This is a genomic window from Streptomyces sp. NPDC014727 (assembly GCF_043083485.1).
Taxonomy (GTDB): Bacteria; Actinomycetota; Actinomycetes; order Streptomycetales; family Streptomycetaceae; genus Streptomyces.
In genome coordinates this window covers 28,253-53,410 of record NZ_JBIBYR010000027.1, presented here as the reverse complement: position 1 = coordinate 53,410, position 25,158 = coordinate 28,253, and the positions used below count along the sequence as shown (strand labels likewise).

Annotated in this window: 23 protein-coding genes; 13 read left to right on the top strand and 10 right to left on the bottom strand. The window is 70.8% G+C overall.

Annotation, left to right across the window (positions count from 1 at the left end):
• Positions 1 to 11: 11 nt before the first annotated feature.
• A complete protein-coding gene (locus ACF1B9_RS30665) occupies positions 12 to 1,355 on the bottom strand; it encodes a M20/M25/M40 family metallo-hydrolase (RefSeq protein ID WP_391746004.1) in 1,344 nt (447 codons plus the stop codon).
• Complete coding sequence (locus ACF1B9_RS30660; protein ID WP_391746006.1) at positions 1,348 to 2,181, bottom strand: M55 family metallopeptidase; 834 nt, start codon at positions 2,179 to 2,181, stop codon at positions 1,348 to 1,350. Before ACF1B9_RS30660 ends, ACF1B9_RS30665 begins: the two co-directional genes overlap by 8 nt.
• Before the next feature lie 217 nt (positions 2,182 to 2,398).
• Here ACF1B9_RS30660 and ACF1B9_RS30655 point away from each other — a divergent pair, with 217 nt between their 5' ends.
• The 3 genes from ACF1B9_RS30655 to ACF1B9_RS30645 are packed head-to-tail and all read left to right on the top strand — an operon-like array spanning position 2,399 to position 4,766.
• The gene (locus ACF1B9_RS30655; RefSeq protein ID WP_391746008.1) at positions 2,399 to 3,343 is read left to right on the top strand and encodes an ABC transporter ATP-binding protein; all 945 of its coding nucleotides are present in this window, start codon (positions 2,399 to 2,401) and stop codon (positions 3,341 to 3,343) included.
• Positions 3,340 to 4,314, top strand: coding sequence for an ABC transporter permease subunit (locus ACF1B9_RS30650; protein WP_391746010.1), 975 nt, complete (start codon positions 3,340 to 3,342; stop codon positions 4,312 to 4,314). Before ACF1B9_RS30655 ends, ACF1B9_RS30650 begins: the two co-directional genes overlap by 4 nt.
• 44 nt (positions 4,315 to 4,358) lie before the next feature.
• Positions 4,359 to 4,766: a GntR family transcriptional regulator gene (locus ACF1B9_RS30645; RefSeq protein ID WP_391746011.1), complete on the top strand. Its 408-nt coding sequence runs from the start codon at positions 4,359 to 4,361 to the stop codon at positions 4,764 to 4,766.
• Between the two features lie 65 nt (positions 4,767 to 4,831).
• Here ACF1B9_RS30645 and ACF1B9_RS30640 read toward each other — a convergent pair whose 3' ends face one another.
• From ACF1B9_RS30640 to ACF1B9_RS30630, 3 genes are read right to left on the bottom strand one after another with little or no spacing between them, the layout of a single operon-like run.
• On the bottom strand, positions 4,832 to 5,389 hold the full coding sequence (locus tag ACF1B9_RS30640) for a DinB family protein (RefSeq protein ID WP_391746013.1): 558 nt from the start codon (positions 5,387 to 5,389) through the stop codon (positions 4,832 to 4,834).
• A gap of 32 nt (positions 5,390 to 5,421) precedes the next feature.
• The gene (locus tag ACF1B9_RS30635) at positions 5,422 to 6,315 is read right to left on the bottom strand and encodes an alpha/beta fold hydrolase (RefSeq protein WP_391746015.1); all 894 of its coding nucleotides are present in this window, start codon (positions 6,313 to 6,315) and stop codon (positions 5,422 to 5,424) included.
• Positions 6,312 to 6,962 carry a TetR/AcrR family transcriptional regulator gene (locus tag ACF1B9_RS30630; RefSeq protein ID WP_391746017.1) on the bottom strand — a complete coding sequence of 217 codons (651 nt, stop codon included), beginning with the start codon at positions 6,960 to 6,962 and terminating at the stop codon, positions 6,312 to 6,314. Before ACF1B9_RS30630 ends, ACF1B9_RS30635 begins: the two co-directional genes overlap by 4 nt.
• Before the next feature lie 46 nt (positions 6,963 to 7,008).
• Here ACF1B9_RS30630 and ACF1B9_RS30625 point away from each other — a divergent pair, with 46 nt between their 5' ends.
• Positions 7,009 to 8,439, top strand: a complete 1,431-nt coding sequence (locus tag ACF1B9_RS30625) for an amidase (RefSeq protein WP_391746019.1) — start codon at positions 7,009 to 7,011, stop codon at positions 8,437 to 8,439.
• A 108-nt stretch (positions 8,440 to 8,547) separates the two neighbouring features.
• A complete protein-coding gene (locus ACF1B9_RS30620; protein ID WP_391746021.1) occupies positions 8,548 to 9,075 on the top strand; it encodes a hypothetical protein in 528 nt (175 codons plus the stop codon).
• A gap of 45 nt (positions 9,076 to 9,120) precedes the next feature.
• Here ACF1B9_RS30620 and ACF1B9_RS30615 read toward each other — a convergent pair whose 3' ends face one another.
• A complete protein-coding gene (locus ACF1B9_RS30615) occupies positions 9,121 to 10,122 on the bottom strand; it encodes an aldo/keto reductase (protein ID WP_391746023.1) in 1,002 nt (333 codons plus the stop codon).
• 114 nt (positions 10,123 to 10,236) lie between these two features.
• On the opposite strand from ACF1B9_RS30615, the gene ACF1B9_RS30610 reads away from it, so the two are divergent.
• The gene (locus tag ACF1B9_RS30610; RefSeq protein WP_391746025.1) at positions 10,237 to 11,127 is read left to right on the top strand and encodes a LysR family transcriptional regulator; all 891 of its coding nucleotides are present in this window, start codon (positions 10,237 to 10,239) and stop codon (positions 11,125 to 11,127) included.
• An 18-nt stretch (positions 11,128 to 11,145) separates the two neighbouring features.
• On the opposite strand, the gene ACF1B9_RS30605 is transcribed toward ACF1B9_RS30610, so the two are convergent.
• From ACF1B9_RS30605 to ACF1B9_RS30595, 3 genes are all read right to left on the bottom strand, one after another.
• On the bottom strand, positions 11,146 to 11,877 hold the full coding sequence (locus tag ACF1B9_RS30605) for a methyltransferase domain-containing protein (RefSeq protein WP_391746027.1): 732 nt from the start codon (positions 11,875 to 11,877) through the stop codon (positions 11,146 to 11,148).
• 336 nt (positions 11,878 to 12,213) lie between these two features.
• Positions 12,214 to 14,673, bottom strand: coding sequence for an MFS transporter (locus tag ACF1B9_RS30600; RefSeq protein ID WP_391746029.1), 2,460 nt, complete (start codon positions 14,671 to 14,673; stop codon positions 12,214 to 12,216).
• A 186-nt stretch (positions 14,674 to 14,859) separates the two neighbouring features.
• Complete coding sequence (locus ACF1B9_RS30595; RefSeq protein ID WP_376281419.1) at positions 14,860 to 15,303, bottom strand: SRPBCC family protein; 444 nt, start codon at positions 15,301 to 15,303, stop codon at positions 14,860 to 14,862.
• Positions 15,304 to 15,453: 150 nt separating this feature from the next.
• Between ACF1B9_RS30595 and ACF1B9_RS30590 the strand changes: the two genes are divergently transcribed.
• The 3 genes from ACF1B9_RS30590 (at position 15,454) to ACF1B9_RS30580 (ending at position 18,868) form a co-directional block, all read left to right on the top strand.
• Positions 15,454 to 16,494: an Rv2578c family radical SAM protein gene (locus ACF1B9_RS30590; protein ID WP_391746032.1), complete on the top strand. Its 1,041-nt coding sequence runs from the start codon at positions 15,454 to 15,456 to the stop codon at positions 16,492 to 16,494.
• A gap of 153 nt (positions 16,495 to 16,647) precedes the next feature.
• The gene (locus tag ACF1B9_RS30585; RefSeq protein WP_391746034.1) at positions 16,648 to 18,252 is read left to right on the top strand and encodes an alpha/beta hydrolase; all 1,605 of its coding nucleotides are present in this window, start codon (positions 16,648 to 16,650) and stop codon (positions 18,250 to 18,252) included.
• Between the two features lie 64 nt (positions 18,253 to 18,316).
• Complete coding sequence (locus ACF1B9_RS30580) at positions 18,317 to 18,868, top strand: GNAT family N-acetyltransferase (RefSeq protein WP_391746036.1); 552 nt, start codon at positions 18,317 to 18,319, stop codon at positions 18,866 to 18,868.
• A 65-nt stretch (positions 18,869 to 18,933) separates the two neighbouring features.
• Here the strand turns inward: ACF1B9_RS30580 and ACF1B9_RS30575 are convergent, their stop codons facing one another.
• Positions 18,934 to 19,506 carry an adenylosuccinate lyase gene (locus tag ACF1B9_RS30575; protein WP_391746038.1) on the bottom strand — a complete coding sequence of 191 codons (573 nt, stop codon included), beginning with the start codon at positions 19,504 to 19,506 and terminating at the stop codon, positions 18,934 to 18,936.
• A 358-nt stretch (positions 19,507 to 19,864) separates the two neighbouring features.
• Between ACF1B9_RS30575 and ACF1B9_RS30570 the strand changes: the two genes are divergently transcribed.
• The 4 genes from ACF1B9_RS30570 (at position 19,865) to ccrA (ending at position 25,157) form a co-directional block, all read left to right on the top strand.
• The gene (locus ACF1B9_RS30570; RefSeq protein ID WP_391746040.1) at positions 19,865 to 21,646 is read left to right on the top strand and encodes a 3-hydroxyacyl-CoA dehydrogenase family protein; all 1,782 of its coding nucleotides are present in this window, start codon (positions 19,865 to 19,867) and stop codon (positions 21,644 to 21,646) included.
• A gap of 91 nt (positions 21,647 to 21,737) precedes the next feature.
• On the top strand, positions 21,738 to 22,553 hold the full coding sequence (locus tag ACF1B9_RS30565) for a TetR family transcriptional regulator (RefSeq protein ID WP_391746042.1): 816 nt from the start codon (positions 21,738 to 21,740) through the stop codon (positions 22,551 to 22,553).
• 73 nt (positions 22,554 to 22,626) lie between these two features.
• Positions 22,627 to 23,424: a GNAT family N-acetyltransferase gene (locus ACF1B9_RS30560; protein ID WP_391746044.1), complete on the top strand. Its 798-nt coding sequence runs from the start codon at positions 22,627 to 22,629 to the stop codon at positions 23,422 to 23,424.
• A 359-nt stretch (positions 23,425 to 23,783) separates the two neighbouring features.
• Positions 23,784 to 25,157, top strand: a complete 1,374-nt coding sequence (gene ccrA, locus ACF1B9_RS30555; RefSeq protein ID WP_391746046.1) for a crotonyl-CoA carboxylase/reductase — start codon at positions 23,784 to 23,786, stop codon at positions 25,155 to 25,157.
• Position 25,158: the final 1 nt, after the last annotated feature.

Below are 25,158 nucleotides of genomic sequence, written 5' to 3'. Positions count from 1 at the left end.
CCCGTAGCGGGTCAGGCCGTGCGCAGATAGTGATCGAGGACGCGGACGCCGAAGTGCAGGGCTTCGACGGGGACGCGTTCGTCGACGCCGTGGAACAGCGCCTGGTAGTCGAAGCCGACGGGCAGCTTCAGCGGCGAGAAGCCGTAGCCCGCGATGCCGAGCCGGGAGAACTGCTTGGCGTCCGTGCCGCCCGACATGCAGTACGGCACGACATGGCCGTCCGGGTCGAAGCGCTCGATCGCGGCACGCAGCTTCGCGAAGGTCGGCGAGTCGACCGGCGCCTCCAGCGGGACCTCGCGGTGGTGGAACTCCCAGTCGACATCGGATCCGGTCAGCCGGTCCAGAGTGGCGTGGAACTCGTCCTCGCCGCCGGGCACCATCCGGCCGTCGATGTACGCGGTGGCGTGGCCCGGGATCACGTTGACCTTGTACCCGGCCTCCAGCATGGTCGGGTTGGAACTGTTGCGGACGGTCGGCTCGACCAGGGCGGCGGCCGGGCCGAGCCTGCCGAGCAGTTCGTCCACGTCGAAGCCGGGGGCGTCGAGGTCGGGGTGGATGCCGTGCAGCGCGGCGATCTCGATGAGCGCGGCGCGGACCGTCGGGGTGAGCCTGACCGGCCATGCGTGCTGGCCGATCCGGGCGACGGCCGAGGCGAGTGTGCTGACCGCGTTGGCCTTGTTGACCTTGGAGCCGTGCCCCGCCTTGCCGTGGGCGGTGAGCTTCAGCCAGGCGGTGCCGCGCTCGCCCGCGGCGATCGGGTAGAGCGGCATGGAGGGTCCGGCGTGGAAGGTGAAGGCACCGGACTCGCTGATGCCTTCCGTGCACCCTTCGAAGAGTCCGGCGTGCCGGTCGGCGAGGAAGCCGGAGCCGTCCTCGGCACTGGCCTCCTCGTCGGCGGTGTACGCGATCACGATGTCGCGACGGGGCCGGACACCGGCCCGCGCCCAGGCCCGGACGACGGCCAGGACCATCGCGTCCATGTTCTTCATGTCGATGGCGCCGCGTCCCCAGACGACACCGTCGCGTACCTCTCCGGAGAAGGGGTGCACGGTCCAGTCGTCGGCCTCGGCCGGGACGACGTCGAGATGGCCGTGCACGAGCAGGGCGTCGGCGGAGGGATCGGTGCCCGCGATCCGGGCCACCACGTTGGTGCGTCCCGGGGTGCGCTCCAGGAGGGTGGGTTCGAGTCCGGCGTCGGCCAGCCGCTCGGCGACGTACTCGGCGGCCGGGCGTTCTTGGCAGTCGCCGCCGCCGCGGTTGGTGGTGTCGATCCGGATCAGCTCGGAGGTGAACGTCACCGATTCGTCCAGCGCCCGTTCGTCGACGCCCTGTCGGGGGTCGGTCGCCTCAGCCATACTGTTCCTCCACGGCGGACGACACGATGGTCGTCACGGCCTTGAACGTGCGGATAGCTTCGTACATCGTCCCGCTGGTGTAGGCGACGCGCCGTTCACCTCCGGGTGCCACGCCGGGGACGACGGTGGCCGCGCCGGCCAGGTGCTCGGCGTCGAACTCCAGCTCGACGGTGAAGGGACCGCCCTCCACCGGCGTGTGGCGTACCGCCAGCGCGGTCGCTTCCTTGGCCGCCGCACGGATGTCGGCGGCGGTACGGGCCGGGGTGCGGCACACCGCGGCGTAGCGCGACACATAGTCCTTCACGGCGACCTTGCGTGCCTGCGGGGCGTACCCCTGCGCGTCCGCGCAGGTCAGGTCGTCGCCCGTGACGAGGACGACGGGAACGCCGTACTCGGCCACGACATGCGCGTTGAGCAGCCCCTCGCTCGCCCGGACGCCGTTGAGCCAGACCCCGGTGAGGGAGTTCGCGAGATAGGTGTGGGCGAGCACCCCTTCCGTACCGGCGCCCGTGTGGTAGCCCACGAAGGCGATGGCGTCGACGTCGCCGTGCTGGACGCCTTCCACCATGGAGAGGGACTTGTGCCTGCCGGTGAGCATCTGGACCCGGTCGTCGAGCCGCTCCAGCAGAAGGTTGCGCATGGACCAGTGGGCCTCGTTGACGAGCACCTCGTCGGCGCCGCCGTCGTAGAAGCCGAGCGCCGCCGCGTTCACGTCGGAGGTGAACATGGCGCGGCATCGCTCCCACTGCGGGGTGCCCGGCAGCACATCGGCCGGCCAGGTCACGCCGGTGGCGCCTTCCATGTCCGCGCTGATCAGGATCTTCATGCGGGGTCACGCTACGCGCCGAAGAACCTCCAGGCCAGAGCCACAGAGACGTTCAATGGTCCAGTCCTGCGAAGAGAGCGCGACCCACACCCCCATCAGGAGCATTCCGGACACGTCACGTCCGACCGTCGGCCGGGACGGCCCTCGTCGCCTTGACAGCCTTCCCGCACCCAGACCATGATTCCATTAATTGACTAATGGAATTGAGGCGAAGTGCATGGCAGACGCATTCACCCCGGACGGCGCGTCCGGCGCATGGGCCCTGGAGGCCCGCGGCCTGGGTAAGCGCTACCGGCGCGGCTGGGCGCTGCAAAACATCTCGTTCCGGCTGCCGGCCGGTCGGATCTGCGGTCTCGTCGGCCCCAACGGAGCCGGGAAGAGCACCCTGCTGAGGATCGCGACCCGTCAGGTGCAGCCCACGGGAGGCGATCTCAGGGTCTTCGGCGTGCCCGTGGACGACCCCGAGGTGATGCCCAAGTTCGCGTTCCTCGGGCAGGACAAGCCGCTGTTCAAGCGGTTCACCGTGGCCGACACGCTGCGCATGGGCGCCGAGCTCAACCCCGGCTGGGACATGGCCGCGGCGGAGCGGATCGTGCGGTCGGGCCAGGTGCCGATGGACGCCCGCGTGGGCACTCTCTCCGGTGGGCAGCGCACCCGCGTCGCGTTCGCGCTGGCCTTCGGCAAGCGGCCCGACCTGCTGCTGCTCGACGAGCCGATGTCCGACCTCGACCCGCTGGCCCGCCACGACATGAGCACCCTGCTGATGTCGGAGGCCGTCGAGCGCGGCACCACGGTGGTGATGTCCTCCCACATGCTCACCGAGCTGGAGGACATGTGCGACTACTTGCTCGTCCTCGCGGGCGGCAGGATCCGGATGGCGGGCGACGCGGACGCGCTCGTCCCGGCCCACGCGCTGGTGACCGGGCTCGCCGCGGAAGGGGACCCGGCCGCCGCGCTGGCCCCGCACACCGTGATCGAGTGCCGCGTCCAGGGCCGGCAGTTCCACGCGCTGGTACGGACGAACGGCCCTCTGTCGGGTGACTGGGTGGTCTCCGAACCCAGCCTGGAGGAGGTGCTGCTGGCGCATCTCCGCTCGCCGGACGCGCCCTCGTTGTTCACACCCGGTGCCCGTACCGAGGCCGAAGGGAGCCACACCTCATGAGCACCACCCTGACCGACGCCCCCCGGACCGGGCGCACCCCGGGGCCCCGCATGCTGCGCGGGCTGAGCTGGCTCGTGGTGCGCCAGCACCGGGCCGCGCTGCTCACCCTGCTCGCCGTGGCGGTCCTCGGCTCGATCTGGATCGTCTACGAGCGCAGCCACATGAAGGACCTCCTGGACGCCGCGGGCTGGCCGGGGAAGGAACTTGCGCAGCCGACGTTCGACTCGCGCGGTGTGACTCTCCTCATCACCGCACTGGGCGGGCTGCCGATGATCCTCGCCGTCTTCGTCGGCGCCCCGCTGATCGCGGGAGATCAGGAGCAGGGCACCGCGCAGCTGGTCACCACCCAGTCGGTGTCACGCCGCCGCTGGGTGGCGACGAAGTTCGCCTGGTGCTACGCGGCGGTGATCGTGACCGCCGCGGTGCTCTCGGCGCTGTTCACCTGGTGGTGGAAGCCCTACCGTTCGGTGTTTCCCGGCGAGTGGTGGGAGGGATCGGTCTTCGACAGCACCGGCCCGATGCTCCCCGCGCTCTGTCTCTTCATGACCGCCGCCGGCGTCACCATCGGTGTGCTGGCCCGCCGCGTCCTCGCCTCCATGGCGATCACGTTCGTCTTCGCCGCGGCGGTCGGGGTCTTCTGGGACGAGATGCTCGTCCACCTCGCCCCGACCCGCACGATCGTCTACCCGCTCGACGCGGACATGCCCTCACGGGTGGACGGGTCGCTCGAGGTGGACCGCTGGATCGGTTCCGCCGACGGCCATCTCTACGGCTGGGGCCTGTGCGCCAAGCCGACCGAAGCGGCCTCGGACGCGTGCGTCAAGCAGCACGGCATCGTCAACAATGTCTACGAGTACCTCGGCTTCGACCAGATGCCGGCCATGCAGTGGACCGGGGCGGGCATCCTGCTCGCGGGTACCGCCGTACTCACCGCGTTCGTCCTGTGGCGGGTGTCCCGTCGCCCCCTCTAGGACCTGCCGCCGCAGGTACATAGGGTTTCGGCAGTCGAACGGAGGTGAAGGCAGTGGTCGTGTTCCGTATCGACCGGCGCAGCGGAGTGGCGACGTACCTCCAGATCGTGCGACAGGTCGAACAGGCGCTGCGCATGGGCGCCCTGGAGGAGGGTGACCGGTTGCCCACAGCCGCTCAGGTCGCGGCCGAGACCAAGGTCAACCCGAACACCACTCTCAAGGCGTACCGCGAGCTGGAGCGCGCGGGCCTCGCCGAGGTCCGGCAGGGAGCGGGCACCTTCATCACCCGCTCCCTCGTCCCGCCCCAGGCGGGCGCCGACTCCCCCTTGCGCACATCGCTCGCCGAGTGGCTGGACCGGGCACGGGCGCAGGGGCTCAGCGGCCCGGAGGTCGACGCCCTGTTCCGGTCGGTCCACGCGGCCGTCTATCCGCCCGAGGCGGGCACCGGCTGAGGCACGCGCCGTACGCCTCGTCGGCGAAGAGTGGCCGGTCCCCCGGTGGGGGGGGCCGGTCACCGTCATGCCGGTGCGGGGTAGTCACCCGTGACGCCGTCGGTCCGCTCGCGCAGCAGGTCCGCGTGACCGTTGTGGCGGGCGTACTCCTGGATCATCACCAGGTACACCCAGCGGAGGCTGACGTCCCGGCCGCGGGTCGTCGAGAGGAATGCCTCGTCGAGGCCGCGCCCCGCCACGGCGGCCTCGCACGCCTCGATCTCGGCGCGGAAGGCGGCGAAGTCGCGCTCGGGGTGAGCGGCGTCGACGCCTTCGATGCCCTCGTCGCCGTCGCCCGGACCGGTGAAGACATCACCGATCGGTTCGCCCGCGAAGCTCCGACGGAACCACCAGCGTTCGATCTCCGCCATGTGCCGCACCAGGCCGAGGAGGGTGAGGCCGGAGGGCTCGGCGGCGGTACGGGCGAGCTGAGCCGGAGTCAGCCCGGCGCACTTGGTGAGCAGCGTCTCGCGGTGCCACCGGAGCCAGCCCTCCAGCATGACCCGCTCGTCCGCGGTGCTCGGGACGTTCAGCTGGTCCCCGTCGACGGTCGTACGTTCGATGTGAGGTGCCGTCCATGTCATGCCGGCCATCCTCACATCACCGGGCTCACCGCTCAGATCAGTTCCCGCAGGAGCGGCTCCGGGTCCGCGAGCAGGAACAGGTGACCGCCGTCGGGGACGGTGCGCAGCTCGGCGCCCGGGATCTGCGCATGCGCCCAGCGCGCCACCTCGACGGGGACGTTGCCGTCCGCCTCGCCGTGGAGGAACAGGGTCGGGACGGAGACCGAGCCCAGCGGGTCCGGCAGCGGGCGGGAGTAGCCGGCGAGGTCGGTGACGGCCGCGTCCACGCCCTGGCGCCCGCCCTCGGTGGTGTCCACGTCGGACAGCGCCCGGAAGGCGGGAGTGCTCATGATCAGCCGATCGGAGCGGGGCCAGGCGTCGAGGTTCGGCTCGCGCCTCGCCTTCTTGAAGATCCCCTTCCCGGCGAGCATCGGCCGGGCGATCGCCGGGGCCCAGAGGACGATCCGGTTCATCCACTTGACCAGCGGGATCCGGCGCGCGTACGCCTCGCGGGGGGCTCCGGGGACAGCGGCGCACGCGAGGATCAGTCGTGTGACCCGCCCAGGATGCTTCTGGGCCGCCGAGAGCGCGTACCCACCGCCGCCCGAGATCGCCACGACTGTGGCCCGCTCATGGCCGAGGTGGTCGAGCAGGGCCACGAAGTCGTCGTTCCAGCGATGGAAGCCGCGACCGGGTACGGGATCGGTCTCGCCGTAGCCCGGACGGTCCGGGAAGACCAGATGCAGGCCCGCGTCCGTCGCCGCCTGCCGCAGCGCGAGGCCCTCGTAGCGGCTGCCGGGGGTGCCGTGGAGCACGATCACGGGCGGGGCGGCGGGGTCGCCGTACGAGCAGTACGCGATGCGACGTCCGCTCGGGGCCATCAGGCGGTGCGTCTTCGGCAGTTCCGTCTCCGGCGTCTTCGGCAGGTCCCGGGGGGAGGGGGTCATCTCTGCTCCTCGTGCGATACGGGGGTGGCGGCAGCGGCGGCGATCCCGCCGATGACGAAGTCGAGGCCGAAGGAGAACCGGCGGTCGTAGTCGTGGTGGTCCGCGAACACCGACGCGACCCGGCGTTCGGGCGGGAGATGGTGCAGTTCCAGATCGCCGCGGCCGAGGCGGATCGCCACATGGCCGGTGACGAAGTCGTGCAGGGTGCCGTACGCGTATGCGGCGGCCTCCTCGTCGAGGCCTGCGCTGCGCAGCGCCGCCACGACCCGGTACGCGACATCGTCCGCGCCGGGTCCGACGAGTGAGGCGCGGCGGTGCGCCTCCAGGATGACCGGGTGCCGCATGAGCAGGTCGTGCAGCGTGTCCGCGAACAGCCGGACGACATCGCGCCATTCGTCCGGCCAGTCCACGGAGCGGGTCACCCCGCCGACGATCCGGGACACCAACGCGTGCTGGAGCGCGTCGATGCCGCCCGTCGTGCGGTGGATCGCCATCGGTGACACGTCCAGCCGGTCGGCCAGCGCTCGCAAGCTCACCGCATCGAGCCCCTGGTCGTCGGCCAGTTCGGTCGCCGCGTCCAGGATCGCGTCGAGCGTCACCGCCCGGGGACGGCCGTACTTCGGAGTGCTTGTCTTCTCGACCACCATGCCCGCACCATATCGATACGCGTAACGAAACAGCAATGGGAGCGACATGACGGAGTTGCACGAACTCACCGCCCTTCAACTGGCCGCCGCCTACCGGCGCGGTGAAACGAGCCCGACCGAGGTGGTGGACCATCTGCTGGCCCGGATCGGGTACGGCGACCGGGTGGGGGCGTTCACCACTGTGTCGGCCGACCTGGCCCGCACCGCGGCGGCCGAAGCCGAACGCGTCCTGCGCTCGGCGGACCGCACCGAACTGCCGCGCCTGTTCGGCGTACCCACCGCGATCAAAGACCTGGAGGCCACCGCGGGGGTGCGCACCACGCTGGGCTCCGCGCTGTTCCGCGACTGGATTCCCGGGCACAACGACGAGATCGTCGACGTCATGGCCGATGCCGGGCTGATCAGCCTCGGCAAGACCACCGTTCCCGAGTTCGGGGCGGCCTGCTACACCGAGCCCGAGGTCTCCGCCCCGGCGCGCAGCCCCTTCGACCTGAACCGCAGCGCGGCCGGCAGCAGTGGTGGCGCGGCCGCGGCGGTCGGCGCACTGCTGGTGCCGATCGCGCAGGGCAGCGACACCGCCGGCTCGGTGCGCTCCCCCGCGAGCGCCTGCGGGGTGGTCGGGCTCAAACCCAGCCGCGGGCTCGTCACCGCGGGCCCGGCCGGCCATGACGGGATGGGGCTCTCCGTGCGGGGCCCGCTGGCCCGCACCGTCCGCGACACCGCCGCGTTCCTGGACGCGCTGACCGCCCGTACCGGGGCCGGCACGGTGCATCCGCCCCGCGCCGTCAGCTACGAGCGCGCCTGCGAGGTGCCGCTCCCCCGGCTCCGGGTGGCGCTCGCGCAGGGCTCGGTCTCGGGAGGACCCGTGGACGCCGAGGTCGCCGCCGCCGCCGAACTCACCGCGCGTGCGCTGGCCGGTCTCGGCCATGACGTCTTCACCCGGGACCAGGCGGCGGACCCCGAGTTCACCGAGAGCTTCCGGACGATGTTCACCGCGTTGGTCGGGTCCAGGGCCATGGCGTTCGACGGGACGGCGTTGCGCCCGATCGTCCGCCATCTCCTTCACCGGTCACAGGAGTTGACCTCGGGCGAGCTGGCCGCATCGATCGGTGTCGTCCAGGCCAGGGCACGGACCTGGGCACTCGACCACGCGGACGCCGACATCGTGATCACCCCGACCGTGACGGCCCCGCCGACGTTCATCGGTCAGCTGCGGAACGACACGGATCCGGCGGCCGAACTGGCCGCGATGACCGCCTTCACCGGCAACACCGTCCTCGGGAACGCCACCGGGTTCCCGGTCATCAGCCTTCCGCTGGGCTGGAGTTGCGAAGGTCTGCCGCTCGGTGTCTCCCTCACGGCCGGCTGGGGCCGCGAGGACCTTTTGTTCGGAGTCTCGGCGGCCCTGGAGGAGGCCATGCCGTGGTTCCACCGCTACACCGGCCGGGCCAGGGCACGAACAGCCGCTCGGGAATAGGGCGGGAAAGCGGGACTTCCCGGCTCCTTCGCACGTTGCGGACGACGACGTGATCATTTGATGTGTGACACGGCAGCGGCCGCCGCCGTCGGGAGAAGTGAGCAACCCATGGCCATGGTGGGCCTGTTCTGGATCGCCGAGGGCGACGTGTACGTGGGCGCGAAGCCGTCCGGTCCGGCTCCCGGGGTGCGTCTGACCCCCGAGGGCGTGGTGGCCCTCGGCGACGGACAGTCCGGCCTCTGCCTGTGGGAGGACGTGAACGCCTTGACGGTGGCGGGCGTCCCCGTGAAGTCCCTGATGCGGCAGGTCGGCGTGGTCAAGGACGTGGCCCTGGAAACGGTGCGGGAGATGGCCCTGCCCATGGGCCACGGCCTGGTGGGCAAGGCCCCGGCGATGATGACGGTGCGCGTGGAATCGTCCAACGGCGACCAGGAGCTGGCGGCCTACGTCGCCGCCGCTGCCGGCTACTCCCAGGCCGAGGCCGACCTCTCCCACGCCCTCCTGGCCCGCCTCACGGAGGGCGCTGCGACGATGGCGACGACGCCGGCGGCGATGTCGGAGTGGGGCCGCGCGTGGGAGGGCGGGTCGCCCCGGAGTGCGGGGCGGGAGGGGCTGTTGCGAGGGTGGGTGGGCTAAGGGTTGCCCCGTAATCCGCGCCCGCCAGGGATTACGGGCCCACCCTCAGCGGCCGTCCATGCCCCGGAGGATCTTCTCGATCCGGGTCAGTTCCTCGTCACCGAACTCCAGATTGCGAACCGCCTCGACACTGTTCTCCAACTGGGAGACGCTGCTCGCCCCGATCACGGCGGAGGTGACCCGGCCGCCTCGCAGCACCCACGCCACGGCCATCTGCGCGAGGGACTGCCCCCGCGCAGAAGCCACCTCGTCCAGCGCCCGCAGCCGGTCCACCAGCTCCGGAGTGACCGAATCGGGCGTCAGGAAGGGGCTGTTGCCCGCCGCGCGGGAGCCTTCCGGGATGCCACGCAGATAGCGGTCGGAGAGGATGCCCTGCTCCAGCGGCGAGTAGGCGATCGAGCCGGTGCCCAGTTCGTCCAGCGTCGTGAGCAGACCGTTCTCGACCCAGCGGTCCAGCATCGAATAACGCGGCTGGTGGATCAGGAGCGGGGTGCCCAGCTCCTGGAGGATCCGGGCTGCCTGTCGGGTCTGCTCCGGGGAGTAGTTGGAGACGCCGACGTAGAGCGCCTTGCCCTGCTGTACCGCCGAGTCGAGTGCGCCCATCGTCTCTTCGAGCGGGGTGTCCGGGTCGAAGCGGTGGGAGTAGAAGATGTCGACGTGGTCGAGCCCGAGCCGGGTGAGGCTCTGGTCCAGCGAGGAGAGCAGGCTCTTCCTGGACCCCCACTCCCCGTACGGGCCGTCCCCCATCCGGTGACCCGCCTTCGTCGAGATGACGAGCTCGTCCCGGAGCCGGGCGAAGTCCGTTCCCAGCGCGCGTCCCATCGCGGTCTCGGCGGCGCCGGGCGGCGGCCCGTAGTTGTTGGCGAGATCGAAGTGGGTGATGCCGAGATCGAAGGCCCTGCGCAGGATCCGGCCCTGGCTCTCCGGTGTCCGGTCGCCGCCGAAGTTGTGCCACAGGCCGAGGGAGACCGCGGGAAGCAGCAGACCGCTGCGTCCGGTGCGCCGGTAGGGCATGGAGTGGTAGCGGTCGGCGGACGGCAGGTACATGGGGGCTCCGCGGAAGAGGGGCGGTTGCGGTGGGCAGGGGTCCAGGTTCACCGACAACGATCCAGCAGTCCAACAGGAGATTCCGCTGGGATTCAGCGACTACATTTCTCAATCATGGAATTGCGCCAGCTGGAACACTTCGTCGCCGTCGCCGAGGAGCAGCACTTCACCCGTGCCGCCGAACGTCTCGCCGTGTCGCAGTCCGGCCTCTCCGCATCCGTCCGGGCCCTGGAGCAGGAGCTGAGGACCCCGCTCTTCAGCCGCACCACGCGCAGCGTTCGGCTGACCGAGGCGGGACGCGCGCTGCTGGTGGAGGCCGAGCGCACACTGGCGGGCGCGCGGGCGGCCAAGGACGCCGTCGACGCGGTACGCGGACTGCTGCGCGGCACCTTGTCGGTGGGCGTCGAGCAATGTGTGCCGGGGGTGCATCTTCCGCGTCTGCTGGCGGCGTTCCACCGCAGGCATCCACTGATGGAGATCCGGCTCCGTCAGGAGGGCACCACGAGTCTGGTGGACGGGGTGGCCGGCGGACGACTCGACGCCGCCTTCGCCGCGACCGTCAGCTCCGTCGAGTGGCGCGGTGAACTCCACCCGCTGGCACGTGAGCCCATGGTCGTGCTCTGCGCCCCCGGCCACCGGTTCACGGCGGCGGACCGCGTCGCGTGGGACGAACTGACCGGTGAGTCCTTCATCGACTTCCATCCGGACTGGGGGCCGCGGCGAGCGGCGGACGGGGCGTTCGCCGAGGCGCGAGTGCGGCGCACGGTGGGTCTGGAGGTCAACGACGTGCACAGTTTGCTGGAGCTGGTGCACGAGGGGCTGGGGATCGCTCTGGTACCCCATCACTTCTCCCGCAAGCCCGAGGCGCGGGGGCTGGCGGCGGTCGGGCTCGAAGGGCCTCGGCAGCCTTGCTACGAGAGTGCCGTGGTGCTCCCGGCGGCTCGGGCCATGAGCCCGGGTGCACGGGAGTTGATGGCACTGCTGCGGAGCGGCGAGGGGGTGTGACGGCGGTTCGCCCGGCCTTCAGCCGACGGCGGTCGTCGCGGCCAGTACGAACCAGCGCGCGGGCAGGTCGAGACGGGTTCCGTCGGGCAGATACGCGGTCTGGGCCAGGGCGGTGTCACCGTCGGCCAGCGTGGTCAGTCCGGCCGCCCGCAGCAGCCGGGGCACCTCCTCCACGGTGGCACTCGCCGGATTCAGCCCGTGGTCCAGCACCCGCCGCAGCTTCTCCGGCGGACCGTCCGGGCCCTGCACCATCTGCTGCAGCACCACCTTGGAGTCCGGGGTCAGCTCGGCGACGAACGCCCGGCCCCGCTCCCCCAGCAGCGTCGTGACCGCCGCGGCGATGCCGGGCCTGGCCTCGGCCTCGCTCTGGTGGATCACCGCACGCATGTAGACGTTCGCGTCGCCGATCCGCTCGTGCAGGGCCGCCACGGCCTCGGCGTCGACCAGGTCGAGCTGGGCGAACTCGGCCACCCCCTCGGTGTCCGCGCGGCGTGCGTGCGCGATCGCCGCGTGCGAGAGGTCCACCCCTATCCCGCGCGCGAAGCGGGTGGCGAGACAGCGGGTCTGGGTGCCGTTTCCGCAGCCGAGGTCGACGACGGGCAGTGAGGTGTCGGCGTACGGCAGGAGCAGTGCGCTGTGGGGAATCGAGCTGAGGGCCGGGTCGGCGTCCCAGATCGCCTCGCCCGGCGTGTCCGAGGTGGCGGACCAGTAGCCCTCCCACGCATCGCGGTACCGCTCCGACACGCCCATGGGCACTCCCGAGTCCGTTGGTTCCGAGGGATGTTGCTCAGGTCCGGCCTACCCTCCCGGGGCCGGGGCGGCAAGACCACGCACACCATCCGCCCCCGGAACGGCATCCTTCACCAGATGTGCGGCCCTGGGGCGCGGAACCCGGCCGAGTGTCTGTTCGAACCAGACGGTCTTGCCGTGCGCCGTGGTGCCGCTGCCCCATTCGCGTGCGAGGCTGCTCACCACCAGCGGGCCGCGGCCGGACTCGTCGTGAAAGTCGGCGTCGAGCAGTGCGGCCGGGGCGGGTTCGTCGTGGGTCCGGCCGGTCCGGTCCCCGGCCGGCCGGCTGTTCCCCGGTCAGTCCTCGTGCCCCAGTTGGAGGTCACGTTCGGTGCGTCCGCCGCCGGCCACCTGGAGGACGGTGGCCACGGGCGGATACCCGGCCGCGATCACCGTGTACTCACCGGTGGAGAGGTCCACGAACCGGAACGCCCCGTCGGGCCCGGTGGTGAGCGTGTCGACCACGTTGCCCGCCGCGTCCAGCAGCGTGACCCGGGCGTCCTCGACGGGCCGGCCACCACTTGCCCGCACGATGCCGCGCAGCACCGCGCCCCCGGCGAGTTCGATGTCCTGCCGGGTCTCCCTGGCGGCCTGCACGCTCACCGGCAGCGCGGCGGGCCGGAAGGCGGGGGCGCTGGCTGCGAGGGTGTACTCGCCGGCCACCAGCTCCGAGATCACATAACCTCCCTCGCGACCACTGCGGGTGGAAGCGACCACTTCGCCGCGCACGTCGGTGAGGGTGACGGCGGCATCGCGCACGGGGATGCCGTCGGCGGTGACGACGGACCCGGCGAGGCGCCCGGCACCGCCGAGCACCACATCGAGCTCGACGGGCCGTTCGCCCACGGTGACGCTGACGGCCTGCGGCTGGTGCCCGCCCGCCGCGGCGATGAGGACGTACGCACCGGCGCCGGGCACGCTCAGCGCGTACCTCCCGTCGTCGCCGCTCGCGCCCCGCCCGACCTGCTGTCCCTGGACGTCGATGAGAGTGAGGGCGGCACTCGGGACCTTGGTGCCGTCGGGGTGCTGGACGCTGCCGCTCACCGGAACACCCGACAGGTACACGGGCGGCGGGGCGGCGGTGACGCGGGCTGCGGGGATCGGTGCCGACCCGGTGGTGGACTCGGCGTCGGTTTCGGGGCTGTGGTGGGACACCAGCGGTTTCTCCTTGAGGAAGAAGGCGAGGAACAGGCCGAGCACGAGCACCGGCACGAGGTAGAGGAAGATCCGCGGCATCGCGTCGGCGTACGCCTGGATATAACTGTCGCGCAGCGCGGGCTCCATGGCATGGACCAGCTGCGGGGTGATCGACTCGGGGTCGGGGAGGTCGGCGCCGGACGGCAGGCGGGCGGCGAGCGCGTCCGCGAGGCGGCCCGCGAAGAGCGTCCCGAAAACGGCGGCGCCGACGCTGCCGCCGATCTGCCGGAAGTAGTTGTTGGCACTGGTGGCGGCGCCGAGGTCGGCGGGCTGAACGGAGTTCTGGACCGCGAGCACCAGTACCGGCATGATCAGGCCGATCCCGATACCGAGCACCGCCTGCGCGAAGCTGTATTCGAGGTGCGGGGTGTCCGTTTCGAGCCGGGAGAGCAGCCACATCCCGAGGACCGAGAACGCGCCGCCGAGGATCGGGTGGACGCGGTATCGGCCGGTGCGCGAGATCAGCTGGCCGGAGACGATGGACGCCACGACGATGCCGCCCATCATCGGAAGCATCAGGAGGCCGGATTCGGTGGCCGACGCTCCGTCGACCATCTGCAGGAAGGTCGGCAGATAGCTCGCGGCGCCGAACAGCGCGACTCCGACCACCGCGCCGACGAGGGCGGTGACATTGAAGACGGAGTCACGGAACAGCCGCAGCGGAATGATCGGTTCGGCTGCCCGGTGCTCGACGACGAGGAAGAGCAGCGCTGTTCCGGCGGCTCCGGCTGCGAGCCCCAGGATGGTGCGTGACCCCCAGGCGTACTCCGTCCCGCCCCAGCTGGTCAGCAGCACCAGACAGGTGGAGGCCGCCGCGAGCAGCAGGGCGCCCAGGATGTCGAGGCGGGGCCGGACGGTGGGCCGGGGGAGTTTGAGGACGACGGTGATGACGGCGAGGGTGATCAGGCCGAACGGGACATTGATGTAGAAGCACCAGCGCCAGGAGGCGTGGTCCGTGAAGAACCCGCCCAGCAGCGGCCCCGCGACCGAGGCGAGGCCGAAGGCGGCGCCGATGAGCCCCATGAACCGGCCGCGTTCCCGCGGCGGTACGACATCCGCGATGATCGCCTGGACACCGATCATGAGTCCCCCGCCACCGACGCCCTGGACCGCCCGGAAGGCGATCAGCTCGTCCATGGTGCGGGACCAGCCGGCCAGCGCGGAACCGATGACGAAGACGACGATGGCGAACTGGAAGACGCCCTTGCGCCCGAAGAGATCGCCCAGCTTTCCGTAGATCGGCAGGCCGATGGTGGAGGCGAGGAGGTAGGCGGTGACGGCCCAGGACATCTTCTCCAGGCCGTGCAGCTCACCGACGATCTTCGGCAGTGCCGTGGCGACGATCATCTGGTCGAGCGCCGCGAGCAGCAGCGTCAGCATGAGTCCGAGGAAGACCAGCCGGATGTGGCGAGGACTGGTCGCGGGCTCGGCGGACGGGGCGGGGACGGCCTTCTCCCCGGCGGGCGGCGACGAGGGCGGCGGAATCGGCAGCGTGGTCGCCGCCTCGGTGGCCCCCGTACCGTTCGGCTCGTCCTCGAACAGAGTGATCCCACCCACCACGTGCCGCTCCCCTCGTCGCGTCTGCGCCGCCCATTTCTCGCATCGAGCAACAGGTAGGGCAAACGCGGCGGGGGGCGCCGGCAGCGCACTCGGGGGGCTTAGCCCCCGGTCGGAGCCACTACGGCGCACAACCGGCGGGCCGAGAAGACCACCCGAACCGGTGAGGCCGGTCAAGCGCGCGTGGAGCTACTTCTCGACCTCGGCGGCGAGGTTGCGCAGCAGCTCGTCGTAGATCCGCCCAAGTCCCTTGGGCGCGAAGGTCTTCTCGAAGAATCCGCCGATGCCTCCGGCGCCGTTCCAGACGGTCGACACGACCGTCTTCGACTTGCCCTCACCGGCCGGAGTGACGGTCCAGGTGGTGACCATCGAAGAGTTGCGGTCCTTCTCCACGAGCTGCCCGTCGGTGGGCTCGGTGACCTCCAGCAGGCAGTCGCGCACCCGCTTGCTGGTGGCCTGGAGCTTCCAGTGGACCAGCGTGCCCTCGCCGTCGCCGCCCTCGCGCACCTCGTACTCGCTGAACTGTCCGGGCATCACCTTGCGCCGGGCCTCCTGGTAGTCGGCCAGCGCGTCGAACACCGTCTCCGCGTCCGCCGCGATGACTCGCTCCGTCGTTGCCTCGACCTGCGCCATGGCTGTTCCTCCAGCACTCGGTTGTTCGGGGGTGTGCTGAGCCAACCACCTCGGGGAACCTCGTTCAAAATCCGGGCCGGGACGAAGGGGAGAAAACGATCAAGGGAACAAGTGTTCTATTCTCTGTCCAGTGCTACCGAGGAGGCGCCCATGCGCTGGGAAAATCTGGTCGAGAACACCCGGGAGGCCGGGACCGGCGCGCTCTTCGCCGCGAACGCGGTGACCACGCGCACCTTTGACACTCCTGAGTTCAGAGGGATCACCTTCCACGAGATCCGGGCACGCTCGATCGTGAACCGGGTGCCGGGCGCATCGCGGATGCCGTTCGAGTGGACGGTCAATCCCTACCGGGGCTGCACGCACGCCTGCGTCTACTGCTTCGCCCGCAAGACCCACAGCTATCTGGACCTCGACACCGGGATCGGCTTCGACTCCCAGATCGTCGTCAAGATCAACGCCCCGGAACTGCTGCGCGACCGGCTCGCGTCCGGCCGCTGGCACGGCGCGCACATCGCGATGGGGACCAATGTCGACTGTTATCAGCGCGCGGAGGGCCGTTACCGGTTGATGCCCGGCATCATCGCGGCGCTGCGCGATCACGCGAACCCGTTCTCCATCCTGACCAAGGGAACACTGATCCTGCGCGACCTGGAGCTGCTGCGGCAGGCGGCCGAGGTCACCGAAGTCGGCATCTCCGTCTCCGTGGGCTTCGTCGACGAGGGGCTGTGGCGCACCGTGGAGCCCGGCACCCCCTCCCCCCGGCGCCGCCTCGACGCCGTCCGCACCTTGAGCGAGAACGGCATCGACTGCGGCGTGCTGATGGCGCCCGTCGTCCCGTTCCTCGGCGACCATCCGGACCAGTTGCGCGCCACGGTCCGGGCGATCGCCGCGGCCGGGGCGACCTCGGTGACCCCGCTCGTGCTCCACCTGCGGCCCGGCGCCCGGGAGTGGTACATGCGGTGGCTCGGGCAGCACCACCCCCAGCTGGTGCGGCGGTACGAGCGGCTGTACGCCGAGGGCGCCTACGCGCCCAAGTGGTACCAGCGGCGCATCACGCGGTACGTCCACGAGCTGGCGACCGAGTTCGGCATCGGACCCTCGCACCGGGGCTCGGCCCGCCGGCTCCCCGTACGCCGGGAGCAGCGGCCGCCCCTCGACGACCCCGGGTCCACTCAGCTGACCCTCCTGTGACCCGCTGACTCCGACACGGGCGGGCCCGGCGCATCGGAGTCAGGCAATTGGGTCAACTCTCAACGGAACATGTCCTCCCGGGCACGAATACGGGGAGCATGCGGCGGGGGCTGCGCCACGCGCGGCCGTCTTTCCCCCACCACGGGAGGCCATATGACGAAACGTCCAGGAATTCTTTTCGCCGTCGGGGCGACGGTCGCCGGTCTGGTGACCGCCGCCCCGTCCCCGGCAACCGCCGACACCGGCGCGCGGCGCGCCGCCGCCCAGCTCCGGTGGACCGACTGCGGCACCGCGTCGTATCCGACGCTGCAGTGCTCATCGGTCAGCACACCGCTCGATCATGACGATCCGTCGGGCCAGCGGATCACGCTCGCCCTGTCCCGGATCCCGCACACCGCGAAGACCTTCCAGGGGCCGCTGCTGGTCAACCCGGGCGGCCCCGGGGGCAGCGGCCTCTCGATGGCCGGCTTCGTCGCGTCCTCGCTGCCGAAAACGGTGGCCGCGCAGTACGACGTGATCGGGTTCGACCCGCGCGGCGTCGGGAAGAGCGAGCCCGCGCTGGACTGCGTACCCAAGTACTTCGATCCACTGCGTCCCGAATCGACCCCGGACTCGCCCGTGGTCGAGCAGGCCAACCGGAACCGGGCCGCCTCGTTCGCGAGGGCGTGCGGGGAGAAGTACCCGGATCTGCTGCCCCACATGGACACGGTCAGCGCCGCCAAGGACCTCGATGTGATCCGGCAGGCGACCGGCTCCCGGCAGCTCAACTACTTCGGCTACTCGTACGGGACCTACCTCGGCGCCGTGTACGCCAAGCTGTTCCCGGAGCGGGTGCGGCGCCTGGTGCTCGACTCGAACGTCGACCCCGAGGGCGTCTGGTACGACGACAACATCGGCCAGAACTACGCCTTCGACGCCCGCCACAAGGCGTTCGCCGCCTGGGTGGCGAAGCACGACACCACGTACGGGCTCGGCAGCGACCCGGCGAAGGTCGAGGAAGCCTGGTACGCGATGCGCGAAGCCGTCGAGGCCCACCCCGCGGGCGGGAGGGTCGGAGCGAGCGAACTGGAGGACACCTTCCTGCCGGGCGGCTACTACAACGGCTACTGGCCCTACCTGGCCGACGCGTTCGCCGCGTATGTGCACGACCACGACGAGGAAGGGCTCGTGGAGGCGTACAAGCGGTTCGGCGCGGTCGACGCGAAGGGCGACAACGGGTACTCCGTGTACTCGGCCGTGCAGTGCCGCGACACCCCGTGGCCCCGTGAGTGGAACACCTGGCGCAACGACAGCTGGAGGGTGCATGAGAAGGCCCCCTTCTTCACCTGGAACAACACCTGGTACAACGCGCCGTGCGCCGACTGGCCGGTGGCACCGCTGAACCCGGTACAGGTCTCCAACAGCGACCTGCCGCCGGTGCTGCTCTTCCAGGCCACCGAGGACGCTGCCACGCCGTACGAGGGCGGAGTCACCCTGCACCGCAAGCTGCGCGGTTCCAGCCTGGTCGTCGAGCAGGGCGGCGGAAATCATGGCATCACGCTGAGCGGCAACGACTGCCTGGACACCTATCTGGCCGACTATCTCGCCAAGGGCACCGTCCCGCGCGGCAGGGGCGGCCAGGACGACGCGGACGCGGTCTGCGCCAAGTCCCCCGACCCGCAGCCACTGACCGGCGGGGCCGCGGCGAAGGCGGCCCGGGGAACGGGTTCCGGCAGCAGGGGCAGCACCCTGCACGGTCTGCTCGGCTTCCGCGGCTGACGGTCCGGGGACCGGGCCGATATCCGGTGCGGGTCATCCTGGCGCGTGCGTCAGGATGACCCGCATGACGATACGGAACGAGCCCGATGTGCTCGTACGCGACATGACGGTCGACGACTGCGAGTCCGTCGCAAAGGTCCGGGTGCGCGGCTGGCAGGCCGCGTACGCCGGGCTCATGCCGCAGTCGTATCTGGACGCCATGGACATCGCCGAGGACGCGGAACGGCGCCGTGGATTCTTCGACGAGGGCAGCACGGTGGTGAACGTGGTGGCCGAACGGGCGGGCCTCGGCGTGATCGGCTGGGGCTGCTACGGCCCGTCCCGCGAGGACGGCAGGCGACCGGACCGGGGTGAGCTGTACGCGATCTACGTGCTGCCCGAGCAGATCGGGACCGGGGCCGGGCGCGCCCTGATGGCGGAGCTGCTCGCTCGCGCCGCCGCGGACGGCTTCCCGGACCTGGCGCTCTGGGTGCTGCGGGAGAACGCCCCGGCCCGCCGCTTCTACGAGCGCGCCGGCTTCCTTCCCGACGGCGCCGAGGAGTCCTTCGAGGTGGACGGTGCGCTCGTGCCCGAGCTGCGGTACGTACGCGCCCTCGGGTTCCCCGGCGCCGTCTGAACGCGTCCGCGCCGGTCCGGCGCACGGGGACGGGCCCCGCACGGGGACGGGACATCCGCCCCCCGTCAGGCCCCCCGCAGCCGGCTGAGCGCGTCGCGGGCCGCGCCCCCCAGTCGCGGGTGCGGCAGCGCCGCCTCCAGGAGGGGACGGGCCCGCTCGTCCGCGAGTTGTCCGAGCCCTTCCACGCAGGCCAGCGCCACCCGCCAGTGCGGTTCCTCCGGGGCCAGGAGCGGCTCCAGGGTGGCCATCAACGCCGGTACGGACTCCGGGGCGCGGAGCGCGGTCAGCAACCGCACCGGGCGCAGGGCGTACGCGGTGCGCAGGGTGTTGGTCGCGAGGGCGGCGGCGGCCCGGGGGGTGCGTGGGTCGCCGAGGCGCTCCAGGGCGTGTGCGGCGCAGACGCAGCGCTCCGGGTCGCGGTGGTTGAGCAGCAGGACCAGCGCCTCGAAGGCCCGTCGGTCACCGGCACAGCCGAGCCGGAACGCGGCGATCTCCCTTGCCCAGAGCGGGCGTTCGGCTTCCACGAGGACGCCGGCCAGTTCCTCGTCGTCGTCGGTGACGAGCAGCCTGCGGAACGCCGCCGACTCACCCGCCTCGTCGGCCAGTCGGTCCGTCAGCGAGCGGAACTCCTCATCCATGACCCTCAGCGTATCGATGGGAACTCTATGTATCGAGAACCGGGGTGAATGTGACATGGCGCACGACACCTCAGGACTGGTGCGCTCGTTACCGACCGGTTAACCTCATGTGAGCGGGACACACTCCCCGCTTGCTCCGGTGGCCTGGTGACGCAGCCACTCGGAGTGCTTGTCGGTTCGGCAGCTTCGCGAGACGTGACTCCGGGACAGAGTCCGTCGCCCCTTCCCGGTCCGGGCGTGCCCAGCACGCCCCGGCACTGAACGCCACGACACGCAATTCCGCACACCTGGCGCCCCTTCGTCCTGCGACGCGCGCCGTGCTTCCTCACAGTCGTCACTCATTCTCTGGAGTCCCGTGATGGACATCCCGCTCAGCACCATCGCCGTCGTCGGTCTCGGCACCATGGGCACCGGCATCGCCGAGGTCCTCGCCCGCGCCGGCCACGAGGTCATCGGTATCGACATCAGCGAGGCGGCCACCCGTCAGGCCGTCGCCGCCCTGGAAGCCTCGACCGCCCGCGCCGTGCGGCGCGAGCGGATCACGGAGCAGGAGCGGAGCGACGTCCTCGCCCGGTTCCGTACCTTCGGTGACCTCCGGGCCGCCGCGGAGGCGGAGCTGGTCATCGAGGTCGTTCCCGAGTCGTACGAGATCAAGCAGCAGGTCTTCCGAGAACTCGACGCGGTCGTCTCCCCCACCGCGATCCTGGCGACCGGCACCAACGCCCTGTCGGTGACCCGGCTGGCCGCCGAGTCGCTGCGCCCCGAGCGCGTGCTCGGCCTGCACTTCTTCAATCCGGCGCCCGCGATGAAGCTGGTCGAGGTGGTCTCGTCGGTGCTGACCGCGCCGCCGGCCGTCGAGGCCGTCACCGAGCTGGCCCGCAGCCTGGGCAAGGAGCCGGTCGCGGTCGGCGACCGGCCGGGCTTCGTCGCCGACGGCCTGCTGTTCGGATACCTCAACCAGGCCGCCGCGATGTACGAGGCGAACTACGCCTCCCGTGAGGACATCGACGCGGCGATGAAGCTGGGCTGCGGCCTGCCGATGGGCCCGCTCGCCCTCCTCGACCTGATCGGGATCGACACCGCCCGCACCGTCCTGGAGGCGATGTACTCCGCGTCGCACGACCGGTTGCACGCCCCCGCTCCGGTGCTCGGACAGCTCAGCGAGGCGGGGCTGACCGGCCGCAAATCGGGCCGCGGCTTCTACACGTACACCGGACCCGGCAGCCAGACCGTGGTGCCGGACGCGCTGACCCCGCGGGAGAGCGCGGCGACGGCCACCGGGCGCACGGTGCGCTCGGTGGGGGTGGCGGGCTCCGGCACCATGGCTTCGGGGATCGCCGAGGTCTTCGCGAAGGCCGGCTACGACGTGGTGCTCGCCGCCCGCGGTCAGGAGAAGGCGGACGCGGCGAAGGCCCGGATCGGAAAGTCGCTGGAGCGTTCCGTCTCCAAGGGACGACTGACGGCCGAGGCCCGGGACGAGACACTGGCCCGGATCACCGCGGCCGGTTCGCTGGACGCCTTCGCCGATGTCGATCTCGCGGTCGAGGCGGTCGCCGAGGACCTGACGGTCAAGCAGCAGTTGTTCGGGACGCTGGACAAGGTCTGCAAGCCCGGTGCGGTGCTCGCCACCACCACCTCGTCGCTGCCGGTCGTGGCGATCGCGCGGGCCACCTCGCGTCCGCAGGACGTCGTCGGGATGCACTTCTTCAACCCGGCGCCCGCGATGAAACTGGTCGAGGTCGTCCGTACGGTGCTCACCGCGGACGACGTCCACGCCACCGCCCGCGAGGTGTGTGTCAAGGTCCGCAAGCACCCGGTGGACTGCGGGGACCGGGCCGGTTTCATCGTGAACGCGTTGCTGTTCCCCTACCTCAACAACGCGATCAAGATGGTCGAGGCGCACTACGCGAGCCTCGACGACATCGACGCCGCGATGAAGCTGGGCGGCGGCTACCCGATGGGTCCGTTCGAGCTCCTCGATGTCGTCGGGCTCGATGTCTCGCTCGCCATCGAGAAAGTTCTGCACAACGAGTTCCGCGACCCGGGCCTGGCCCCGGCGCCGCTGCTCGAACATCTGGTGGCCGCCGGCTGCCTCGGTCGAAAGACGGGGCGCGGCTTCCGCGAATATGCCCGGCGCTGAGCCGGGAGCCGGATGGGGAGGGCTGCTCGGCCCTTCGGGCAGCCCTGCCCCGCAGGCACATTCACCCGCACCGATGCAGTACGTTCACACCATGTCCCAGCCCGCCAGGTCCCCCCGTGTCTCCGCCGCGCCCGACACCCCGGAGAGTGCCGCAGGCACCCGCGCCGCCGCCCAACGGCTCAAAATGCGCCGCGAACTGGCCGCCGCGGCGATGGAGCTGTTCGCCACGAAGGGGTACGAGGCGACGACGGTCGACGAGATCGCGGGCGCCGCGGGCGTCGCCCGGCGAACCTTCTTCCGGCATTTCCGCTCCAAGGAAGAGGCGATCTTCCCGGACCACGACGACACCCTCGTCAGGGCCGAGGCCGTCCTCAACGCGGCTCCTGCGCACGAGCACCCGCTCGACACCGTCTGCCGCGGCATCAAGGAAGTCATGAAGATGTACGCGGCGAAGCCCGCGGTCTCCGTGGCGCGTTACAAGCTGACTCGTGAGGTTCCCACGCTGCGCGAGGCCGAAATCGCCTCGGTGGCCCGCTACGAGCGGCTGTTCACGCGGTATCTGCTGGGCCATTTCGACGAGCGCGATCACGATGTCGGCAATGACGACCCCCTGCTCGCCGAGGTCGCGGCTTCCGCTGTCGTCACCGCGCACAACCACGTGCTGCGCCGCTGGCTGCGGGCGGGCGGCGAGGGCGACGTGGAGGCCCAGCTCGACCACGCCTTCTCCATCGTCCGCGACACGTTCGGGAGCGGTATCGGCGCGGGCCGGATCGCCGGCGTCGAACCGACGAGGCAGCCGGCCGCCTCGGTGGCGTCGCAGGGCGAGGTACTGGTCGCGGTGGCGCGCACGGACGCGCCGCTCGACGAAGTGATGCGGACGATCCAGCAGGCGCTCGAGGACCGCTGAGCCCAGGGCGTGCCGGACGGCAGGGGGCCGAAACCCGGTTGCCGCGTCCGCACCCCGGTGCTGTGGTGTGCGGATGAATCTTGATCGCGACACACTTCTGACCCTTTTCGACCGCGAAATGCGCGAACACGCCCGCCCCGACGGCCCCGGCGTACGGGTCGAACGCACCGGTGGCGTCGTACGGCAGGTCGGCACGGCCCGCGACTGGAACGGCGTGGTCTGGTCGGCCCCGGACCTGGATCCCGCACACGCGGACGCGGCGATCGCGGCGCAGGTGGCGCACTACACGGCTCTCGGGCATGACGAGTTCGAGTGGAAGCTGTACGCGCACGACCGGCCGGCCGACCTGTCGGAGCGGCTTCTCGCCGCCGGTTTCGAGGCGGAGCAGCCGGAGACCCTGCTGGTCGCCCCGGTGGCGGACGTCTCGACGACGGTGGAGCTCCCCGAGGGCATCCGGCTGCGCACCGTGAGCGACGCGGACGACGTGGAGCTGATGGCGCGCGCCCACGAGCGGGCCTTCGGCTCGGACTGGTCGCGGCTGCGGCATCAGGTGCTGGCCAGGCTGTCGGCGGATCCGGACGGTTTCGTGGGCGTCCTCGCGATGGCGGGCGACGAGCCGGTGAGCTCGGCCAGGATGGAGCTGTACCCGGGCACGGCCTTCGCGGGGCTCTGGGGCGGCGGAACGGTCCGCTCGTGGCGCGGCAGGGGCATCTACCGCGCCCTGGTCGCCTTCCGCGCCCGGATCGCGGCGGAGCGCGGCTGCGGCTACCTTCAGGTCGACGCCTCCGACCAGAGCAGTCCGATCCTCCAGCGACTCGGATTCCAGGCCCTGAGCACCACGACCCCGTACGTGTACCGGCCCTCGCACTGATCACATCCAGCGGGACGTAACCACCCAGAACATCTCTCACCTTGCTCATGCGTGCCCGGCGGGTGACAAGTGAGAGAAATTGTTGGCACCGAGTGCCTTGCCAGGTGTCACGGAGTGCCATACGTTGAAGTTGTCCGGGCGGCCGGCGTGCTGAGACCTCACGTACGCCGGCTGTCCCCGCAAGCAAGATGCCTGCGCGCCCGGACGCCTGCGTCACAGGCAAACCCTTCTGCTCCACAGAGCAAGCCGCAGCCTTACCAGCCGAACCGACGGCAGCACCTCCACACCACACAGCTCCCCGTCTGCTTGCAGGGACTCTCAAGCGTTCCCTCAGCGCCCCCATCCGCCGGAGGCACACCGTGAAGGAAATCCTGGACGCGATCCGATCGCAGGACAGCACAGCCGCGGACTTCGCGGCCCTGTCCATCCCTGAGTCGTACCGCGCGGTGACCGTGCACAAGGACGATACGGAGATGTTCGCCGGGCTCGAAACCCGCGACAAGGACCCCCGCAAGTCACTGCATCTCGACGAGGTCCCGGTGCCCGAACTCGGGCCCGGTGAGGCACTCGTCGCCGTCATGGCGAGCTCGGTCAACTACAACTCCGTGTGGACCTCGATCTTCGAGCCCATGTCCACCTTCGGTTTCCTGGAGCGCTACGGGAAGCTCAGCGAGCTCACCCGGCGCCACGACCTGCCGTACCACGTCATCGGTTCGGACCTCGCGGGCGTCGTCCTGCGCACCGGCCCCGGCGTCAACGCGTGGCACCCCGGCGACGAGGTCGTCGCGCACTGCCTCTCGGTCGAGCTGGAGTCCTCGGACGGCCACAACGACACGATGCTCGACCCCGAGCAGCGCATCTGGGGCTTCGAGACCAACTTCGGCGGCCTCGCGGAGATCGCGCTCGTCAAGTCCAATCAGCTGATGCCGAAGCCTCAGCACCTCAGCTGGGAGGAGGCCGCGGCCCCGGGTCTGGTCAACTCCACCGCGTACCGCCAGCTCGTCTCGCGCAACGGTGCGGGCATGAAGCAGGGTGACAACGTCCTGATCTGGGGCGCCAGCGGCGGACTCGGTTCATACGCCACGCAGTTCGCCCTGGCGGGTGGCGCCAACCCGATCTGTGTCGTCTCCAGCGAGCAGAAGGCGGACATCTGCCGGAGGATGGGCGCCGAGGCGATCATCGACCGCAACGCCGAGGGCTACGCGTTCTGGAAGGACGAGCACCACCAGGACCCGCGCGAATGGAAGCGGTTCGGCAAGCGCATCCGCGAGCTCACCGGCGGCGAGGACGTCGACATCGTCTTCGAGCACCCGGGCCGCGAGACGTTCGGCGCCTCGGTGTACGTGACCCGCAAGGGCGGCACGATCGTCACCTGCGCCTCGACATCCGGCTACAACCACGAGTACGACAACCGCTACCTGTGGATGTCGCTGAAGAGGATCGTGGGCTCGCACTTCGCCAACTACCGCGAGGCGTGGGAGGCCAACCGGCTCGTGGCCAAGGGAAAGATCCACCCGACGCTGTCGAAGGTCTACTCCCTGGAGGAGACCGGCCAGGCCGCGTACGACGTCCACCGCAACCTCCACCAGGGCAAGGTCGGCGTGCTGGCGCTCGCCCCCCGCGAGGGCCTGGGCGTGCGCGACCACGAGCTGCGCGAGAAGCACCTCGACGCCATCAACCTGTTCCGTGACGCGTCTGCGGAGCGGACCGACGAGCGCAGCGGGAACGTCTGAC